The organism is Devosia sp. J20-27, from assembly GCF_055808595.1.
The window spans coordinates 3,080,827-3,098,029 of sequence record NZ_CM147875.1; the positions used below are offsets into that span (position 1 = coordinate 3,080,827).

Below are 17,203 nucleotides of genomic sequence, written 5' to 3' on the forward strand. Positions count from 1 at the left end.
CCTTACGCCGCCTGCTCGTCGAAACCGGCATAGCCCTTGGCTTCCAGCTCGAGCGCCAGGCTCTTGTCGCCACTTTCGACGATGCGCCCGGCCGAGAACACGTGCACCACGTCGGGAACGATGTAGTTCAGCAGCCGCTGATAGTGCGTGATGACCAGCATCGAGCGCTCGCCGTCGCGCAGCGAATTGACGCCTTCCGAGACGATCTTGAGCGCGTCGATATCGAGGCCGGAATCGGTCTCGTCGAGCACGCACATCTTCGGCTTGAGCAGCGCCATCTGCAGGATTTCGGCCCGCTTCTTCTCGCCACCCGAGAAGCCGACATTGAGCGCCCGCTTGAGCATATCGCTGTCGACATTGAGCGCCTTGCCGGCCTCCTTGACGGCGCGCATGAAGTCCGGCGTCGACAATTCGCCCTCGCCGCGCGCCTTGCGCTGCGCATTGAGTGCCGATTTGAGGAACGTCATAGTGGCGACGCCCGGGATCTCGATCGGGTACTGGAAGGCGAGGAACAGCCCGGCGCTGGCGCGCTCGCTGGGGTCCATCTCGAGGATATTGACGCCGTCGAGCAGCACTTCGCCCTCGGTGACCTCGTAGTCTTCCTTGCCGGCCAGCACATAGCTCAGCGTCGACTTGCCCGAGCCGTTGCGGCCCATGACAGCGTGAACCTCGCCACGCGGCACCACGAGGTTCACCCCCCGGAGGATTTCACGCTCCTCGATACGGGCGTGCAGGTTGCGGATTTCAAGCATCGGGGTGGTCATTCAGTCTCTCCGGTATCTTCGCCGTCCCAGTAGTCGAGCAGCGGTTTGTCGCGCCCGCGCAGGACGAATTGTGCGCCCATCATCCCGCCTCCGGCGGGTATGCCCGACGCGACCATGAACTTGCCGCTGTCGGGGTATTCAAGGATGTCCGGATCATTCCGGGTCGAAATTGCGAAATACCGCAGGTCGGTATCGCCGGTGCACGTCGCCGGCACCGACCGCAAAGGTCTGGTCGCCAAGGCGGTAGTCGGCCTGGCCTTCGAGGATGATGAACATCTCCTCGTTGTTGCGATGGGCATGAAACGGAAAGCCCGACTTGCCCGGCGGCACAACGATGAATTGCGCACCCAGGTCGCGCATGCCCACCCTGCCGCCAATGCGGCCGGCCTGGCAGGCGAACCGCGTGCCGTGGCTGGTTTCCTTCATCTCCAGATCGGCGATGTTGATGACCGGCTTGCTCATGGCTGGCGCACCCTGCCCTGCTTGTAGTCTTCGATGGTGTGGTGCTTGTCGCCACGCAGCATGACCGCCGCGACCAGCACGGCCGATCCGGAGATCGCAAAGCCGGCAAAGACGGCAGCGCCGATTCCGGGCTCGCGATAGGCAAAGGAGATCGAGAACAGGCCGACGGCGGCCGCCACGAGACAGCCGACGAACACCGTGACAATGGCCCAGCCTTCGCTGGAGACCGGCGCCATGCGGTTGTTCCGGACCTGATCGACCGGGAATATCCTGGCGAACCAGAACCTGTTCATCAGCCGACGCTCCCCTCGAGCGAGATCGAGATCAGCTTCTGCGTCTCGACCATGAACTCCATCGGCAGGTGCTGCAGCACATCACGAACGAAGCCGTTGACGATCAGCGCCACCGCTTCCTCTTCGGAGAGGCCGCGCTGCTGGCAATAGAACATCTGGTCGTCCGAAATCTTGGACGTCGTCGCCTCGTGCTCGAACACTGCCGAGGCATTGCGGCTCTCGATATAGGGCACGGTGTGCGCCCCGCACTTGTCGCCGATCAGCAGGCTGTCGCACTGGGTGAAGTTGCGGGCGCCCTTGGCCTTGGCATGGGCCGAGACCTGGCCGCGATAGGTATTGTCGGAGAACCCGGCAGCGATGCCCTTGGAGATGATCCGGCTGGTGGTATTCTTGCCCAGGTGGATCATCTTGGTGCCGCTGTCGACCTGCTGATAGCCATTGGAAATGGCGATCGAGTAGAACTCGCCCGACGAATTGTCGCCGCGCAGGATGCAGGACGGGTACTTCCAGGTGATGGCCGAGCCGGTTTCCACCTGGGTCCACGAGATCTTGGAGCGGTCGCCGCGGCAGTCGCCGCGCTTGGTGACGAAGTTGTAGACGCCGCCCTTGCCGTCCTTGTCGCCGGGGAACCAGTTCTGGACCGTGGAGTACTTGATCTCCGCATCCTTCATGGCCACCAGCTCGACCACGGCGGCGTGCAGCTGATGCTCGGCCCGTGCGGGTGCGGTGCAGCCTTCCAGATAGCTCACATAGGAGCCTTCATCGGCGATCAGCAACGTGCGCTCGAACTGGCCGGTCTTGGCCTCGTTGATGCGGAAATAGGTCGAGAGCTCCATCGGGCAGCGGACGCCCTTGGGGATGTAGCAGAACGACCCGTCGGTGAAGACGGCGGAATTGAGCGTGGCGTAGTAGTTGTCCGAGATCGGCACGACCGTGCCGATATACTGCTTGACCAGATCGGGGTACTCGCGGATCGCCTCCGAGATCGAGCAGAAGATGATGCCCATCTTGTTGAGCTCTTCGCGGAACGTCGTCGCCACCGAGACGGAGTCGATGACGGCGTCAATCGCCACCTTGGGCTGTTCGACGCCGGCCAGCAGTTCGCGCTCCTTGAGCGGCACGCCCAGCTTCTCGTACATTTCGAGCAGAGCCGGATCGACCTCGTCGAGGCTCTTGGGACGGTTCGACCCCTTGGGCGCCGAGTAGTAGTACATGTCCTGGAAGTCGATCTTAGGGTAGTGCACCTTGGCCCAGGTCGGCTCGGTCATGGTCAGCCAGCGGCGATAGGCTTCCAGCCGCCACTCCAGCATCCACTCGGGCTCTTCCTTCTTGGCCGAGATGAAGCGAACGGTATCCTCGTTCAGGCCCTTGGGAGCCTTGTCGCTCTCGAACACGGATTCGAAGCCGTACTTGTACTTGTCGACGTCGAGCGCCAGGACCTGATCGACGGTCTCTTTCTCGATCTCTTCCTTGAGAGTCGGGATATCGTAATCTGCCATGATCGTCTTCCTATGCTGCTCGGCCCTGGCGGCTCGCATGCCGGCCAAGGACCTCACCAAAACCCTTGAGATAGGCCTCGACGTCCGAAAGCGTCGAATTCCATCCAAAACTCACGCGCATCGCGCATTCACTCAGCTCGGGGGCAACATCCATGGCGGCCAGCACATGGCTTGGCCCCACCTTGCCCGAGGAACAGGCCGATCCCGATGACACCGACAGGCCGATCAGATCGAGTCCCATCATCGCCACCGAACTCTTCAGTCCCGGAACGGCAAAATTGCTCACATTGCCGATCCGGTCTGCCGCCTCGCCGAACACCACGAGGTTCGGCGCGATCAGCCGCATGCCGTCTTCCGCGACCCGCACCAGCTCGCTGACATTGGCGTCATAAAACCGGGCCGGAAACACGCTGGCCGCGGCGCCGAAGGCCGCAATCAGCGCCGCCGATTCCGTCCCGCCACGACGGCCGGTTTCCTGTCCGCCGCCGGGAATGAGCCGCACCTGGTCGGCATGGCCCTTCATCAGCAACGCGCCGATGCCGGCCGGAGCGCCGATCTTGTGCCCGCTCACGGCCATCATATCGGGTGCCCGTGACGAAAATTCGAGACCGATCTTGCCAAAGCCCTGCACGGCATCGACAAAAAGATAGTGCGGGCTGGCCCCGACCAGCGTCTCGATGCGATCGATCGGCTGGATCACGCCGGTTTCGTTGTTCACCAGGTGCACGCAGACGAGGAGCTTCATCCCCACCGAATCCGATGCCTTGATGGCCGCGGCGATCTCGTCGACCGCAATCACGCCATCGGCATCGAGCGGCACGCTCCTGAGCGGCAGGCCGGTCGCCTCGGCCGCCTTGAGCACGGCGGCATGTTCTCCCGCCGACACGAGGATGGCGTCGATGCCAAAGGCCTTGGTGCCACCGACAATGGCCTGGGTAATCGCTTCGGTCGCCGAGCCGGTGAACACCACCTGGCTCCGCTCGGCGCCCGCGACCTTGGCAACCTGCCCGCGCGCCGTCTCCACCAGATTGCGGAGAGCCCGGCCATGGCCATGCACGGAGGACGGATTGCCCGTCAGTTCGAGGGCCGACAGCAGTGCCGTCCGCGCCTCCGGCAACAGCGGCGCGGAGGCATTATGGTCGAGATAGATCGCCGGTTGCGTCATCGAACCTGTTGCCTTCGCCAGTACCAAATGCGGGACGCGACGCGGGTGGCGGTCGCAACGGCCCGAAACACTTCTTGAAATCGGGCGCTCACTTTCTCTAAAAGGAGCGCTCACCATAGCCGCCGTGCGGCCGGAAACTCCGGCAGTGCGTGGCGGAAACCCAGTTTCGAATTATTCTAAACTGGTATTTCGACCTCTGTTTTAGGTAGCAGCGGACCATTCGTCAAGCCGGGAGACCGGCCATCCGCGCGGGGCTGACCTGCGCGAATGGGCAAGGAAACAGTTATGCCAGAAGTGATCTTCAACGGCCCCGAGGGCCGCCTAGAGGGCCGTTACCAGCAGGGCAAGGACCCCAACGCACCGATCGCCATCGTCCTGCATCCGCACCCCGAATTCGGGGGCACGATGAACAATCAGATCGTCTATCACCTGTTCTACATGTTCGCGCAGCGCGGTTTTTCGGTGCTGCGGTTCAACTCTCGCGGCGTCGGTCGCAGCCAGGGCATGTTCGATCACGGTATTGGCGAACTGTCCGACGCGGCCGCCGCGCTCGACTGGCTGCAGACCCTCAACCGCGAATCGCGCGGCTGCTGGATCGCCGGTTTCTCGTTCGGCGCCTGGATCGGCATGCAGCTGCTGATGCGCCGCCCGGAAGTCGAAGGCTTCATCTCGGTATCGCCGCCCGAGAACCTCTACGATTTCTCGTTCCTTGCCCCCTGCCCCTCCTCGGGCCTGATCATTCATGGCGACAAGGACCGCGTGGCGCCGCCGCAGTCGGTGCAGAAGCTGGTGGACAAGCTCAAGACCCAGAAGGGCATCACCATCGAGCAGCAGATCGTGGAAGGCGCCAACCACTTCTATGAAAACAAGACCGAGGAGCTGATCGCGGCCTGTTCGGAATATCTCGATCGCCGTCGTGCCGAGATTGCCGCCGGCAAGGGCCGGTAACCTGTTCAGAATGCGTTCATAGACATGGCCAAATTCAGATCCGACTTCCTCAATGTCCTCGATCAGCGGGGCTTCATTCATCAGGTATCCGACCCTGAGGGGCTCGATGCACTGGCAGTGAAGGGCCCGATTTCGGGCTATGTCGGCTACGACGCGACGGCGACGAGCATCCATATCGGCAATCTCATCTCCGTTACGATGTTGTATTGGCTGCAGGAAACCGGTCACCAGGCGATCAGCCTGATGGGCGGCGGCACCTCGATGGTTGGCGATCCGTCCTTCCGCGACGACCAGCGCCAATTGCTCACCGTTGAGAAAATCGCTGCCAATATCGAGGGCATCAAGAGGGTCTACGGCAACATCCTGAACTATGGCGGCAGCAATCCTGCCATAATGGTCAATAATGCCGACTGGTTGCTGAAGCTCAACTACATCGAATTCCTGCGCGATGTCGGCCGTCACTTCTCGGTCAACCGCATGCTGTCGTTCGAGTCGGTGAAAAGCCGGCTGGATCGTGAGCAGTCGCTGAGTTTCCTTGAGTTCAACTACATGATCATGCAGGGCTACGACTTCGTCGAGCTCAACCGGCGCTACGGCACGGTGCTGCAGATGGGCGGCTCCGACCAGTGGGGCAACATCATCAGCGGCGTCGACCTCAGCCACCGCATGGGCGGCCCGCAGCTCTATGCCCTGACCACCCCGCTGCTGACCAAGGCATCCGGCGAAAAGATGGGCAAGTCGGCCTCAGGCGCTGTCTGGCTCAACGGCGACCTCTTCTCGCCCTATGAGTTCTGGCAGTATTTCCGCAACACCGAAGACGCTGACGTCGAGAAATGGCTCAAGATCTTCACCCGCCTGCCCCTCGACGAAGTCGCGCGGCTGGGGGCTTTGGGCGGCGTTGAACTCAACGAAGCCAAGAAGATCCTCGCCACCGAGGTCACCGCGATCGTGCATGGCCGCGACGCCGCCGAACAGGCCGCAGCCACCGCCGCAGCGACCTTCGAATCGGGATCACTGGATCTGTCGCTGCCAACAGCCGACATTGCCAAGGCCGAGCTTGATGCCGGCATCGGACTGCAGGCAGCTCTGGTGGCCGCCGGCCTCGCCACGTCGAACGGCGAGGCCCGCCGGCACATTCAGTCCGGCGCCGTGCGGCTCAATGACGAGCCGGTCAGCGACGAGCGCGCCACCATCGGCGCCGCGCAGCTGCAGCCCGAAGGCGTGGTGAAGCTCTCGGTCGGCAAGAAGAAGCACGCGCTGTTGAAGCCGGTCTGAGACCGGCTTCCCGATCAGCGGGTCACGAGTACCGGGATCTTGCTGTTGGCCAGCACGTTGCTGGTCTGGCTGCCGAGCAGCAGCCGGCCCAGGCCCCTGCGGCCGTGCGATCCCATGACGATGAGTTCGGCATTGACCTTGTCGGCGGTGGCGATGATGCCTTCGGCCGGGAAGCTGTTTTCGACCACCATGGTCTTGGCCTCGATCCCCTGCGCCTTGGCCGCTGCGACACCCTTTTCGAGCACGGATTCGGCGAGCTTTTTCTGGGCATCGATGAGTTCGGGGATCGGATCAAAGCCGGTGCCGCCAAACGCACCATAGGTGCCACCGATCATCGCCGCCGGTTCGCTGACGGTGACCACCGTCACCTGGCTGCCAAGCGCCTTGGCCAGCTTCAGGCCCTGATCGAGGGCACGATCGGCCAGCTCGGACCCGTCAATCGCAATAACTATCTGAGCATACATGTGTCACCTCCAGAGCCTTATGTGGGTGCAGCTAACACCGGCGACAACCGCTCGGCCTTGACCTTGGTCAAGCCGGCTACTCGACACGCGGAATTTCCTTGGCGCGGTATTCGAACATGCGTCGGAAGGCGCCGGGCACCAGCGCGGACACTGGATTGACCTTGAAGTCGGGTTTGTCGAGCGGCCCGCGGATGGCAAAGGTAATGCCGAACAGTCCCTCGCCGTCCCGGCCGCCCAGCAAGGGCCCGAAGATCGGCAGCTTCTGGAACACGCTGTTGAGCCCGAACAGCGGCACATAGGTGCCGGTGATGTCGTACTGGCGGCTGTCGGTATAGATGAAGCCGCGCGCCGTGCCGCCAACACTGTCGCCGGCCAGCACCGCGTCCTTGATCTCGACCCGGTCCTTGCGGCGGACGAACTCCACCTCGCCGCTGCCGAACGAGAGCTTGTTCTGCCGCGAGATCAGGGCGCGGGACTGCTGATCATTGTTGAGGATCTGCGCGATATTGGCTTCGTCGACGATGGCAAAGCGTTTGAGCGTGAACGTGCCGAAATCGGCCTTCTGGTCATCCACGGTCTGCAGTACCAGCGTGCCTTCGCCGCCCTCGACATTGGGGTAGATGTTCATCATGCGCAGCACGGTACCCATGTCGTTGAAGGCCACCGACATGGTCTTGCCTTCGGGCGTCTGGTTGGTCGTCACCGAGATGCTGGAGCCATTGTTGAACTGCGTCGCCAGCGACACGTTGCGCAGGTCGCTGCCCTTGAGCGACAGCCCCAGATCGACATTGAACGCCGTGGTCTTGTAGAAGCCGAGTGCCCGGTCGAGCTTGGCATCGACGATGATGGTCTGGTTGAAGGAGGTCGCCTGCGGGCCGCCCGTCGAGCCTTCGCCCAGGCTGAAGAAGCGCTGCAGCATCGGCTTGAGGTCGAGTTGCTCGCCGCGCAGCGTCACCGCGAAGCCGTCATTGACCGGCTTCAGGCTCAGTTGTGCCTGATCCCCCTTGGACAGCGCAAAACGGCTGAACTCTGCCGATTCCAGGCCCTTCTTGGTATCGAAAGCGATGCTGCCGAGCAGCTTGACGTCACCGAACGCGACGTCGACCTGCGTGAGTTCGGTGAGCGTACCGGTCTGCTTGACGGAGGCGCGCAGCACGCCGGGGACGCCCTTGGCCTTGGTCAGCGCCAGGTCCTTGATGGTGACCGCGGCTTCCTTGAGGTCGACGTCCATCTGGATCGACCCGTCGGCCATCGGGCGCGCCGCAAAGGTGACCTGCCCGTCGATGAACTCGGAAACGTCAAAGCCCATCTTCTTGAAGTCGGCTGCGGCCAGGGTCGAGCCGAGCGTCATGGTGGGAGGCGGCGCACTCTCGCCGATCTCGCCCTCGATCACCACATTGGCCGGCAGGCCATCGACCTCGGCCTGCCCCTGCACCTTGAATCCCGCCTGCGACGCCACGAATGACAATTGACCATTGGCGATGGTGTGGTTGTCGAGCGGCGCGGTCGAGCCGAAGTCCTGCACCACGCCATTGATGGCGTAGTCCATCTGCTTGGTCTTGCCCGCCTTGTCGAGCACGATGGTCGAGACCAGCGACAGCGTCAGATCGCCCCCCAGTGCCTCGATATCGATGGGCAGCTTGCTGTCCGCGAGGGCCTCGGGCTGCTGATCCTTGGCGAGGGCAATCAGGGCGGGAATGGCACCGGACACATCGCCCGAAATCTCGATCAGCCGCTCGGTGTTCTCGCTGCTCATCACCATGGCCGCGTTGGCCACGGCAATGGGACCGCCCGAGGTCATCACCGTGCCCCCGTCCCCCGAAATCGTGACATTGTTATCGCGGACAATCAGCTTGGTCTCACCATCGATGGTGATCGGCGCCATGGTGTCGGTCGGCCTCACCTTGACGCCGACGCCGGTGATGTCGATCGACATGCCGTTCTTGGGGATCGGCTTGTCCTCGCCCTTGGTGGAGAGGGTCCCGACCGGGAAATCATAGTGCATCGACGACTTGGTGATGCGGCCGTCGAGCACGTTCTTGACGAACCAGTCGCGGGTGTCGGCCGCGATAAAATAGGGCCACAGCCGCTTCAGGTCATCGGCCGAGACGCCGTCGCCGGCGACCGTCAGGTCAAAGCCCATGCCGCGACGCAGCATGTCGATGCGGCCCTTGGAGGCCAGTTCGGACCCGTCCGTCTTCTTGGCGACGAATTGGTCGATGCCGGTAGCGCCATAGAGCGGCGCGGACCAGCCGTGGAAGGAAATGTCGCTGAACGGCTCGGCGGGCAGGCCGTTCTCGGCCGCAATATAGACATCGCGCCCTGACATCGACATGGCGACGGTCGGACCATAGGCCGGGTCCATGCCGAGGAGAAACACACCCTTGATCCAGCCGGTGCTGTTGCCCACGGTGATCTGGGAATCATCCATGGTGAACTGACCCTTGTAGGGGTCCCAGTGGATGTTCATGATGCTGGTGGCGAGCGGAAAATAGTCGTTCTCGATCCGCAGGTCGGTGCCGGTCATGTCGATCTGGAACAGTCCGTCCCGGATCTTGCCGGTCTGGGCATCGAAGGCGACATCGATCGACAGTGCGCTGGCGCCGACGATCCCCCCCATGCCTTCGGCATCATTGATGAACGGCATGAAGGAGGCGAGGTCGAGGTTGGTCACCGAGGCCTTGAGCCGCGCGGTACCGGTATCGTCTTCGACCCGCTCGAGAATGCCGTTCATCACCGTGCCGCCGAAGTCGGCACTGAACAGTCCCGATGCCACCTTGCCGTCCGGGCTTGGCGTCACGTCGAAGGTAATGTCGTTGAACGTCCTGAACAGCCCATAGAGGGCGTCGTTCATGTCCAGCGTGCCCTTGCGGATGATCAGCCGCGAGAAGCGCCCGAGCTTGGCCTGCTCGACAATGCTGGCAAGGCCGTTGCCGGCGCCTTCGAGATTATAGATCAGCCAGTCGTTGTCCGACCGGATCCGCATGGCCGAGTCCGGAATGTCGCCCTTGAGCTCGACGCCGTCGGACTGGAACGACACCTGCGGAAAGGCGTCCTCGCCTTCCAGGATGCGGACCGTCGGGCGGCCGCCATTGGGATCGGGGACGACATCGAAACTGGCGAGGCGCGGGCCAAAGATATCCTGGTTCACCTGGATGTGCGGCCCGACGATGGTGATGGTCGCGCCCGGCTGGCCGATGAAGGCCCGTACCGGCGAGAAGCCGACTTCGAGCGCCTCCATGCGGACCTTGGCGCCTGACTTGGCGTCGGTATAGGTCACCGGTGTGAACTGGATGACCGGAAAGGCGTAGCCTTCGAGCGCCAGCGCCATGTCGCCCAGTTCGATGTCGGCACCGGCAGGCAACGAGCCGGAGATGAAATTTCGGATCTGCTGGCCGACAAAGGGCAATGGAATGGGCGTGACCAGCAGCACCAGATAGGTCACCACCAACAGCACTAGCGGCACGCCAAAAAGCCATGCGGACACGCGCGTGGCGATACGCAGGGGGGATCGTGGGCGAACTGCTCCTGGAAGGGGTGTTGGTTTCACTGCTTTCCGACTTGAGGCAATCCGGTTGCGCGCCCTACTTTAGAATCAAACCGGTGCATGGGCTTGTTCACCCACGATACCGGCTGGAATATGGCACAGACAGCCCCCCGCGCTAGGGGTTTATGACAGTGCTCAACCGCTCAGGGAACGCGACATGACGAAATTGACCTCAGGACAGCCCGCCCCGGACTTTTCGTTGCAGGCCGATGACGGCACGATCTTCAGCCTCTCGGCGCAGCGCGGCAGGCCGGTTGTCCTCTACTTCTATCCACAGGACGACACCGAGGGGTGCACGCTCGAAAGCCAGGAATTCAGCGCCCTGCTTCCCGATTTCCAGGCGCTTGGAGCCGTCGTGGTCGGCATCTCGCCTGACAGCTTCGAGAGCCACTGCAAGTTCCGCGACAAGTTCAAGCTGGCCGCCCCGCTGCTCGCCGATCCCGCCCACGAGGCGGTCGAGGCCTACGGACTGTGGCAACTCAAGAAGCTCTGGGGCGTCGAATATATGGGGCTGGTACGGACCACCTTCCTGATCGGCCCGGATGGCCGGATCGCGGGCGTCTTCAAGGCCACCCGCATCCGCGGACACGCAGCAAAAGTGCTTGAAGCACTCCGCGACCTCGTCAGTTAAGCCCCTGTAAACGCTTCTTTTCGCGTTTATTAACCTTAACTGACCATGATCATTCCCAGTACCAAGTTGCGTTCCGGGAGTATCGGTCGTGCGTCACAAATCCGAGTCTGCAGCGACACCAGCCACCGTCTTCGGCCGACCGCCGCGCAAGCCCAGCCCCCGTACCGGCGGGATATCGCACGGACTGTTCTACAGCATCTTCACTGCGCTGTTCGCCACCAACGCCCTGACCCTTGTGGGATTCCTGATGGCACCCGACATCGCGCGGTTGCTCAACGGCCAGAACGAAATCGTCTACAGCGCGTATGAAGACCGCATCTCGCAGCTGCGCGTCGAGGTCGACAGGCTGCAGTCGCGACAGTATGCGCAGGCCGGCGACATCAATCTGCAGCTGCAGGAACTGACGCAGCAGCAGGAAGTGCTGCTTGAACAGCATCAGTATGTAAAGCAGCTGGCCGAAAAGGCCGCTGCCCTCGGCATCCAGACCGCTGACCTGGCGCCCGCCGGTGTTGACGATGACGCGCCGTTGCAGACCAGCATGGCCGGCATCGGCAAGGCTGACGGCATTGCGGCAGTCGCAAGTTCGGTCAGGTCGATGATGGACGAGAGCCGGCTGGCGCTGGCCGCCATTTCGCAGGAAGCCTCAACCTCGACCGAGGAAATCGTTACCGAGCTGCAGGGCATCGGCATCCGGCCGAAAATGCCCGAGGGCACCGCAGACGGCGTCGGCGGTCCCTACATTCCGGAAGCAGATGCGCCGGCGACCGAGAGCTTGGTCGATGATGCCAATGCGGTCTACGAAGCGCTGGCCCGGTTCAAGGCGGCGCGAGGCGCCATCGACCTGGCGCCGATCCACAAGCCACTGGGCTCCATCTTGCGGGTCAGTTCCCGCTTTGGCAGCCGCTCCGACCCCTTCACACGCGGCAAGGCATTCCACGCCGGGATGGACTTCCCCGCCCCCACCGGCACGACGGTGCTGAGTGCCGGCTTCGGCAAGGTCACCTTCGTCGGCCAGAAATCGGGCTACGGCAACCTTGTCGAGGTGACCCACAGCGCGGGTCTGGTCACCCGCTATGGCCATCTGTCGGCGTTCCTCGTCAAGGAGGGGCAGACGGTCAACACCGGGTCGCCCATCGCCAAGGTCGGCTCCACCGGGCGCTCGACTGGCCCGCACCTGCATTTTGAAGTGCGGCGCAAGGACTCGCCCGTCGATCCGGCAAAATATCTGGCCGCCGGCAAGCGTTTGCAGCGCTTTCTCGGGGTCGGTCCTGCCTGAGGGCGGGCGCACGTCAACAGGCCGGCTGGCAACCGTGCAACGATTTCTGCAAATCAGCCATGCGCATTAATAAAACCTTACGCCTATTCTAGCCTTTCGGAATTGCCGGGTTTAGGGTTTCAGCACGATGCTGATGACCTCCGATATTCCCACGATGTTGCGTCTCCACCGGGCCATGTTCCTGGCGCGCGAGGTTGACCGTGTCGAACAGGCGCTCATCAAGCAGGGTCTGGCGCATTTTCACGTCTCGGGAGCCGGTCACGAGTTGACCGCGCTGATCGCCGACTATCTGGGCGAGCGCGACTGGCTGCACCTGCATTATCGCGACAAGGCGCTGATGCTGGCGCGCGGCCTGCCACTCGTCGAATTCTTCCGTGGCCTCTTGGCGACCGGTCCGTCGCACTCGGCCGGCCGGCAGATGAGTGCACATTTCTCGGCCAGCGACCTCAACATCACCTCGATGGTCGGGCCGGTTGGCAACAATGCCCTGCACGCCGTCGGCAATGCGCTGGCGGTCAGGGACCTTCCCGGAGCGCCTGTCGTGCTCTGCTGCGTCGGCGACGGCACCACCCAGCAGGGCGAATATCTCGAGGCGGTCGCCGAGGCCGTGCGGACGCAGGCACCGGTCGTTTTCGTCGTACAGAACAATCGCTGGTCGATCTCGGTGCGGACGCCGGGGCAGACATTCTTCGATCTGCCGGGCGGTCCGGCGCGTGAGTTCATGGGCCTCGACATCGTACGGGTGGACGGGGTCGATCTCGCCGCCACACGCACCGCCTTCGAAACCGTCGTCGGCCAGACCCGCAAGAGCCGCGGGCCAACCCTGCTGGTGCTCGACGTCGAGCGCCTCTCCAATCACACCAATGCCGACGATCAGGACATCTACCGGACGCCCGAGGACGTCGCCGCCAGCGCCGGACGCGACCCGCTGGAAGCCATCCGCCAGTCGCTGCGCGAGTCGCAGATGGGCGAAGAAGCGCTGACCCAGCTCGAGACGACGCTGATTGCCGAGGTCGCCGGGGCTGCCAAGGCGGCGCGCGCCGAGCCCGGTCCGACTAGCGCCGGCGCCGCCAAGGCGCCCTACCCCGCCGAATTTGCGGCGCGTCGCGACTATCGCGGCGATCCCAAGTCCGCGACGCTGACCATGCGCGAGGCGCTCAATGCGGTGCTCAGGGAGCACCTCAGCAAGAATGCGGGCATCACGCTGCTCGGTCAGGACATCGAGGATCCCAAGGGCGACGTCTTCGGCGTCACGCGTGGTCTCTCCACCGCCTTCCCCGGCCGCGTGCGCAATGCGCCGCTGTCGGAATCAACGATCGTTGGCACGTCGATCGGCCGGGCGCTGGCGGGCGAACAGCCCATCGCTTTCCTGCAGTTTGCCGATTTCCTGCCGCTCGCCTTCAACCAGATCATTTCCGAGCTCGGCTCGATGTACTGGCGTACCAAGGGCGCCTATCAGCTCCCGGTGGTGCTGATGGTCAGTTGCGGCGGCTACAAGGCCGGGCTGGGGCCGTTCCACGCCCAGACGCTCGAATCCGTCATGGCGCACACGCCGGGCATCGACGTTGTCATGCCCTCGAGCGCCGGCGACGCTGCCGGCCTGCTCAATGCTGCGCTGGCCTCCGGTCGTCCGACAGTGTTCCTCTATCCCAAGAGCGCGCTCAACCTGTCCGACCGCAAGACCTCGGACGACACGTCTGCCCAGTTCGTCCATCCCGGCCGGGCGCGGACCCTGGTCGAGGGGAATGATCTGACGCTGGTCACGTGGGGCAACCCGGTGTCGCAATGCCTGATGACCGCCGAAACGCTCGCTGCTGCGGGTGCCTCGGTGGACCTCATCGACCTGCGCTCGATCTCGCCCTGGGACGAGGACATGGTGCTGCGCAGCGTGCGCCGCACCGGCCGGCTGGTCGTCGTCCACGAGGACAATCACACCGCCGGTTTCGGCGCCGAGGTGCTGGCGACCGTCATGGAGCGCGCCGGCCAGCCGGTCGCGGCGCGCCGCGTCACGCGTGATGACAGCTACGTGCCCTTCCATTTCGAGACGCAGATTGCCGCCCTGCCGAGCTACCGGCGGATCATGGAAACCTGCGCCGATCTGCTCGACTTCGACCTGACTTGGGAAGCGCCGAAGGTGGAAACCGGCCCGGTCCCGATTGCCGCCATCGGCTCGGGTCCGGCCGATGACGAAGTCGAAATCGTCGACCTGATGGTCAAAGTCGGCGACCGCATCAAGGATGGCGACCTGATCGCCGTGGTCGAGGCCACCAAGGCTGCCGTCGACGTACAATCGACAGTGTCGGGCACCGTGACCTCCATTGCCGTTGCGCTCAAGGACAAGATCGCCGTCGGGGCGCCGCTGATTTTCGTGGAAGCCGATGCCGGCTCCGGTGTCGAGGCCCGCGCCGTCACGGCCGAGCGCATCGACAACGCCGTGCTCAAGCGGCGCAAGACCGTTGCGGCACCGGCCGTTCATACTCAACCCGCTGTGGTCGTTGGTGTTTCGGGCATTGCCGCGACAACCGGTAGCCGCAAGATTACCAATTCGGACCTCAAGGGCAACTGGCAGACCCGCGACGCCGGCGACATAGTGAAGCTGACCGGCATCGAAAGCCGTCGCTGGGTGGCGCCGGGTGAAACCGTGCTGTCGCTGGCCATTTCGGCCGCCGGCAAGCTGCTGACGCAGCACAAGCTGGCCATTGACGACATCGACCTGGTGATCGCCACCACCGGCACGCCCGATGTCATCACGCCCTCGCTGGCCTGCCGGGTCGCCGATGCCCTCTCGACGTCGGGCAAGGCCCGCCTGCCCGCCTACGATATCAACGCCGCCTGCTCCGGCTATCTCTATGCGCTGGCACAGGCCCGGGATTTCGTCGTCAACAACCCGCGCGCCCGGGTGATGGTGGTGACCTCCGAGGTGCTGTCGCCGCTGCTCGACCAGGACGACTTCAACACGGCCGTGCTGTTCGCCGATGCGGCCAGTGCCTCGCTCATCAGCAGCGCCGAGGTGGATGCGGCGCCGATGTTCACCTATGCCCGCCCGACCATCGCTGGCGCGCCGGAATCGGGTGCGCTGCTCTCGGTGCCGCGCACCGGCGAAGGCTACATCACCATGAACGGCCGCGAGGTCTTTGCCGACGCCGTGCGCGCCATGACGCAGACGCTGGTCTCGGCCTGCGGTGCGGAAGGCATCACCATGGAAGACATCGATCTGATGGTGCCGCACCAGGCCAATCAGCGGATCATCGATGCCATTGCCCGCCGTTCGGGCCGGCCGGCGCATTCGATCATCCGGACCATGGGCAACACGTCGTCCTCGACCATTCCGCTGGCGCTGATCGACGCCCTGCCGACCCGAAAGTCCGGTGAGCGCCTCGGCCTCGTCGCCTTTGGCGGCGGCATCACCTATGCGGCGGCCGTCGCCACGGTTGCCTGACTGCCTTCACAGCTGTTTCCCGTTCGCCTGACGCCGCCCGCGTAAGCGTGATTTTGGCTATCAGCGTGTGATGAGGTACGCTCATCACGCGGCGTGGACGAAAGGGATCGCCACATGCGTTTGGGGGAACGGCATCGCCTCGGTCGAAATCCGCTGGCATTCTGGCGCACGGACCGGCAGTTGCGCCGGGCGTTGTGGCGCTACAGGCGTCGGCTGCGGATCGAGCCCAGGGTCAGCACCAAGGGCCCGATACCGTTAGGCTCGCGCTGGCTCTAGGCGTCAGCGGCCTTGTCGGCGTGGCCGCCGATGCGGCTCGCCAGCGATGCTTCCATGAACATGTCGAGGTCGCCGTCGAGCACCGCAGCGGTGTTGGACGTTTCGGCGTTGGTGCGCAGATCCTTGACCATCTGGTAGGGCTGCAGCACGTAACTGCGGATCTGGTGGCCCCAGCCGACATCGGTCTTGGCTTCGGCAACGGCATTGGCCGCCTCCTCGCGCTTCTGCAACTCGGCCTCATAGAGCCGCGCCTTCAGCATCGCCATGGCCGTGGCCCGGTTCTTGTGCTGGCTGCGTTCCTGCTGGCACGCCACCACGATACCCGAGGGCACGTGAGTGATGCGGATGGCCGAGTCCGTAGTGTTGACGTGCTGGCCGCCGGCACCGGACGACCGGTAGGTGTCGACCTTGAGGTCGGATTCGTTGATCTCGATCTCGATGGTGTCGTCCACCACCGGATAGACCCAGGCGCTGGAAAAGCTGGTATGGCGCCGCGCGGCGCTGTCATAGGGCGAAATCCGCACCAGGCGATGCACGCCGCTCTCGGTCTTCAGCCAGCCATAGGCATTGTGGCCCGACACCTTGATGGTGGCAGACTTGATGCCGGCTTCCTCGCCGTCATGGAATTCCATGACCTCAACCTTGAACTTCCGCCGCTCGGCCCAGCGCGTGTACATGCGCAGCAGCATGCTGGCCCAGTCCTGGCTCTCGGTGCCGCCGGCACCGGAGTGGATTTCGACATAGCAGTCATTGGCGTCGGCCTCGCCCGAGAGCAGCGTCTCGATCTGCGCCTTGCGGGCATCCTGCAGCGTCTCGTTGAGCGACGCTTCGGCATCCTTGACGATCTCGGCGTCGCCTTCGGCCTCGCCCAGTTCGATCAGTTCGACATTGTCGCGGATGGCGGCCTCGAACTGATGCACATATTTGACTTGCACATCGAGTTCGTCGCGCTGCCGCATGATGGCGCGCGCCTTCTCCGGATCAGACCAGAAGTCCGGGTGCTCGGTCCGGGCCGTGAGGTCGTCTAGGCGTGCCTGGGCTGTATCCCAGTCAAAGATGCCTCCTCAGCAGGGTCAGCACCTGCTCGATTTCGGTCACGATCTTTTCGATTTCAGCGCGCATGATTCATTCCGCTTGGATCTGTCGAGGTTGATGTAGAGGACC

Annotated in this window: 13 protein-coding genes; 5 read left to right on the plus strand and 8 right to left on the minus strand. The window is 63.6% G+C overall.

The annotated features are described in order from the left end of the window. Nucleotides 1–2: 2 nt before the first annotated feature. From sufC to AC0L4C_RS15245, 5 genes are all read right to left on the minus strand, one after another. Nucleotides 3–752, minus strand: coding sequence for a Fe-S cluster assembly ATPase SufC (gene sufC, locus AC0L4C_RS15225; RefSeq protein ID WP_473403530.1), 750 nt, complete (start codon nt 750–752; stop codon nt 3–5). A gap of 165 nt (nt 753–917) precedes the next feature. Further along, a complete protein-coding gene (locus tag AC0L4C_RS15230) occupies nt 918–1,226 on the minus strand; it encodes a cupin domain-containing protein (RefSeq protein ID WP_473400535.1) in 309 nt (102 codons plus the stop codon). Next, entirely contained in the window at nt 1,223–1,519 is a 297-nt protein-coding gene (locus AC0L4C_RS15235; protein WP_473400537.1) for a hypothetical protein, read from the minus strand. Before AC0L4C_RS15235 ends, AC0L4C_RS15230 begins: the two co-directional genes overlap by 4 nt. Then, on the minus strand, nt 1,519–3,018 hold the full coding sequence (gene sufB, locus AC0L4C_RS15240) for a Fe-S cluster assembly protein SufB (protein WP_473400538.1): 1,500 nt from the start codon (nt 3,016–3,018) through the stop codon (nt 1,519–1,521). The genes AC0L4C_RS15235 and sufB overlap by 1 nt, the downstream gene beginning before the upstream one ends. A 10-nt stretch (nt 3,019–3,028) precedes the next feature. Beyond that, complete coding sequence (locus tag AC0L4C_RS15245; protein WP_473400539.1) at nt 3,029–4,183, minus strand: cysteine desulfurase family protein; 1,155 nt, start codon at nt 4,181–4,183, stop codon at nt 3,029–3,031. 285 nt (nt 4,184–4,468) lie between these two features. Between AC0L4C_RS15245 and AC0L4C_RS15250 the strand changes: the two genes are divergently transcribed. Both AC0L4C_RS15250 and tyrS read left to right on the plus strand, forming a co-directional pair. Further along, entirely contained in the window at nt 4,469–5,131 is a 663-nt protein-coding gene (locus tag AC0L4C_RS15250; protein WP_473400540.1) for an alpha/beta hydrolase, read from the plus strand. A gap of 24 nt (nt 5,132–5,155) precedes the next feature. Next, a complete protein-coding gene (tyrS, locus tag AC0L4C_RS15255) occupies nt 5,156–6,406 on the plus strand; it encodes a tyrosine--tRNA ligase (protein WP_473400541.1) in 1,251 nt (416 codons plus the stop codon). A 14-nt stretch (nt 6,407–6,420) separates the two neighbouring features. Here the strand turns inward: tyrS and AC0L4C_RS15260 are convergent, their stop codons facing one another. Together AC0L4C_RS15260 and AC0L4C_RS15265 are read right to left on the minus strand one after the other, a co-directional pair. Further along, nucleotides 6,421–6,870, minus strand: coding sequence for a universal stress protein (locus AC0L4C_RS15260; protein WP_473400542.1), 450 nt, complete (start codon nt 6,868–6,870; stop codon nt 6,421–6,423). Nucleotides 6,871–6,946: 76 nt separating this feature from the next. After that, nucleotides 6,947–10,336, minus strand: coding sequence for a hypothetical protein (locus AC0L4C_RS15265; protein WP_473400543.1), 3,390 nt, complete (start codon nt 10,334–10,336; stop codon nt 6,947–6,949). A gap of 238 nt (nt 10,337–10,574) precedes the next feature. Between AC0L4C_RS15265 and AC0L4C_RS15270 the strand changes: the two genes are divergently transcribed. The 3 genes from AC0L4C_RS15270 (at nt 10,575) to AC0L4C_RS15280 (ending at nt 15,763) form a co-directional block, all read left to right on the plus strand. Next, nucleotides 10,575–11,048: a peroxiredoxin gene (locus AC0L4C_RS15270; RefSeq protein WP_473400544.1), complete on the plus strand. Its 474-nt coding sequence runs from the start codon at nt 10,575–10,577 to the stop codon at nt 11,046–11,048. Nucleotides 11,049–11,136: 88 nt separating this feature from the next. Continuing rightward, entirely contained in the window at nt 11,137–12,324 is a 1,188-nt protein-coding gene (locus tag AC0L4C_RS15275) for a M23 family metallopeptidase (RefSeq protein WP_473400545.1), read from the plus strand. Between the two features lie 133 nt (nt 12,325–12,457). Next, nucleotides 12,458–15,763 carry a beta-ketoacyl-ACP synthase 3 gene (locus AC0L4C_RS15280; protein ID WP_473400546.1) on the plus strand — a complete coding sequence of 1,102 codons (3,306 nt, stop codon included), beginning with the start codon at nt 12,458–12,460 and terminating at the stop codon, nt 15,761–15,763. A gap of 272 nt (nt 15,764–16,035) precedes the next feature. Here AC0L4C_RS15280 and prfB read toward each other — a convergent pair. After that, nucleotides 16,036–17,161, minus strand: a protein-coding gene (gene prfB / locus AC0L4C_RS15285) for a peptide chain release factor 2 (RefSeq protein WP_473400547.1) whose coding sequence is annotated in 2 segments (ribosomal slippage) — nt 16,036–17,091 and nt 17,093–17,161 — 1,125 coding nt in all. Because the reading frame shifts where the segments join, the coding sequence is not laid out codon by codon here. Nucleotides 17,162–17,203 lie beyond the last annotated feature (42 nt).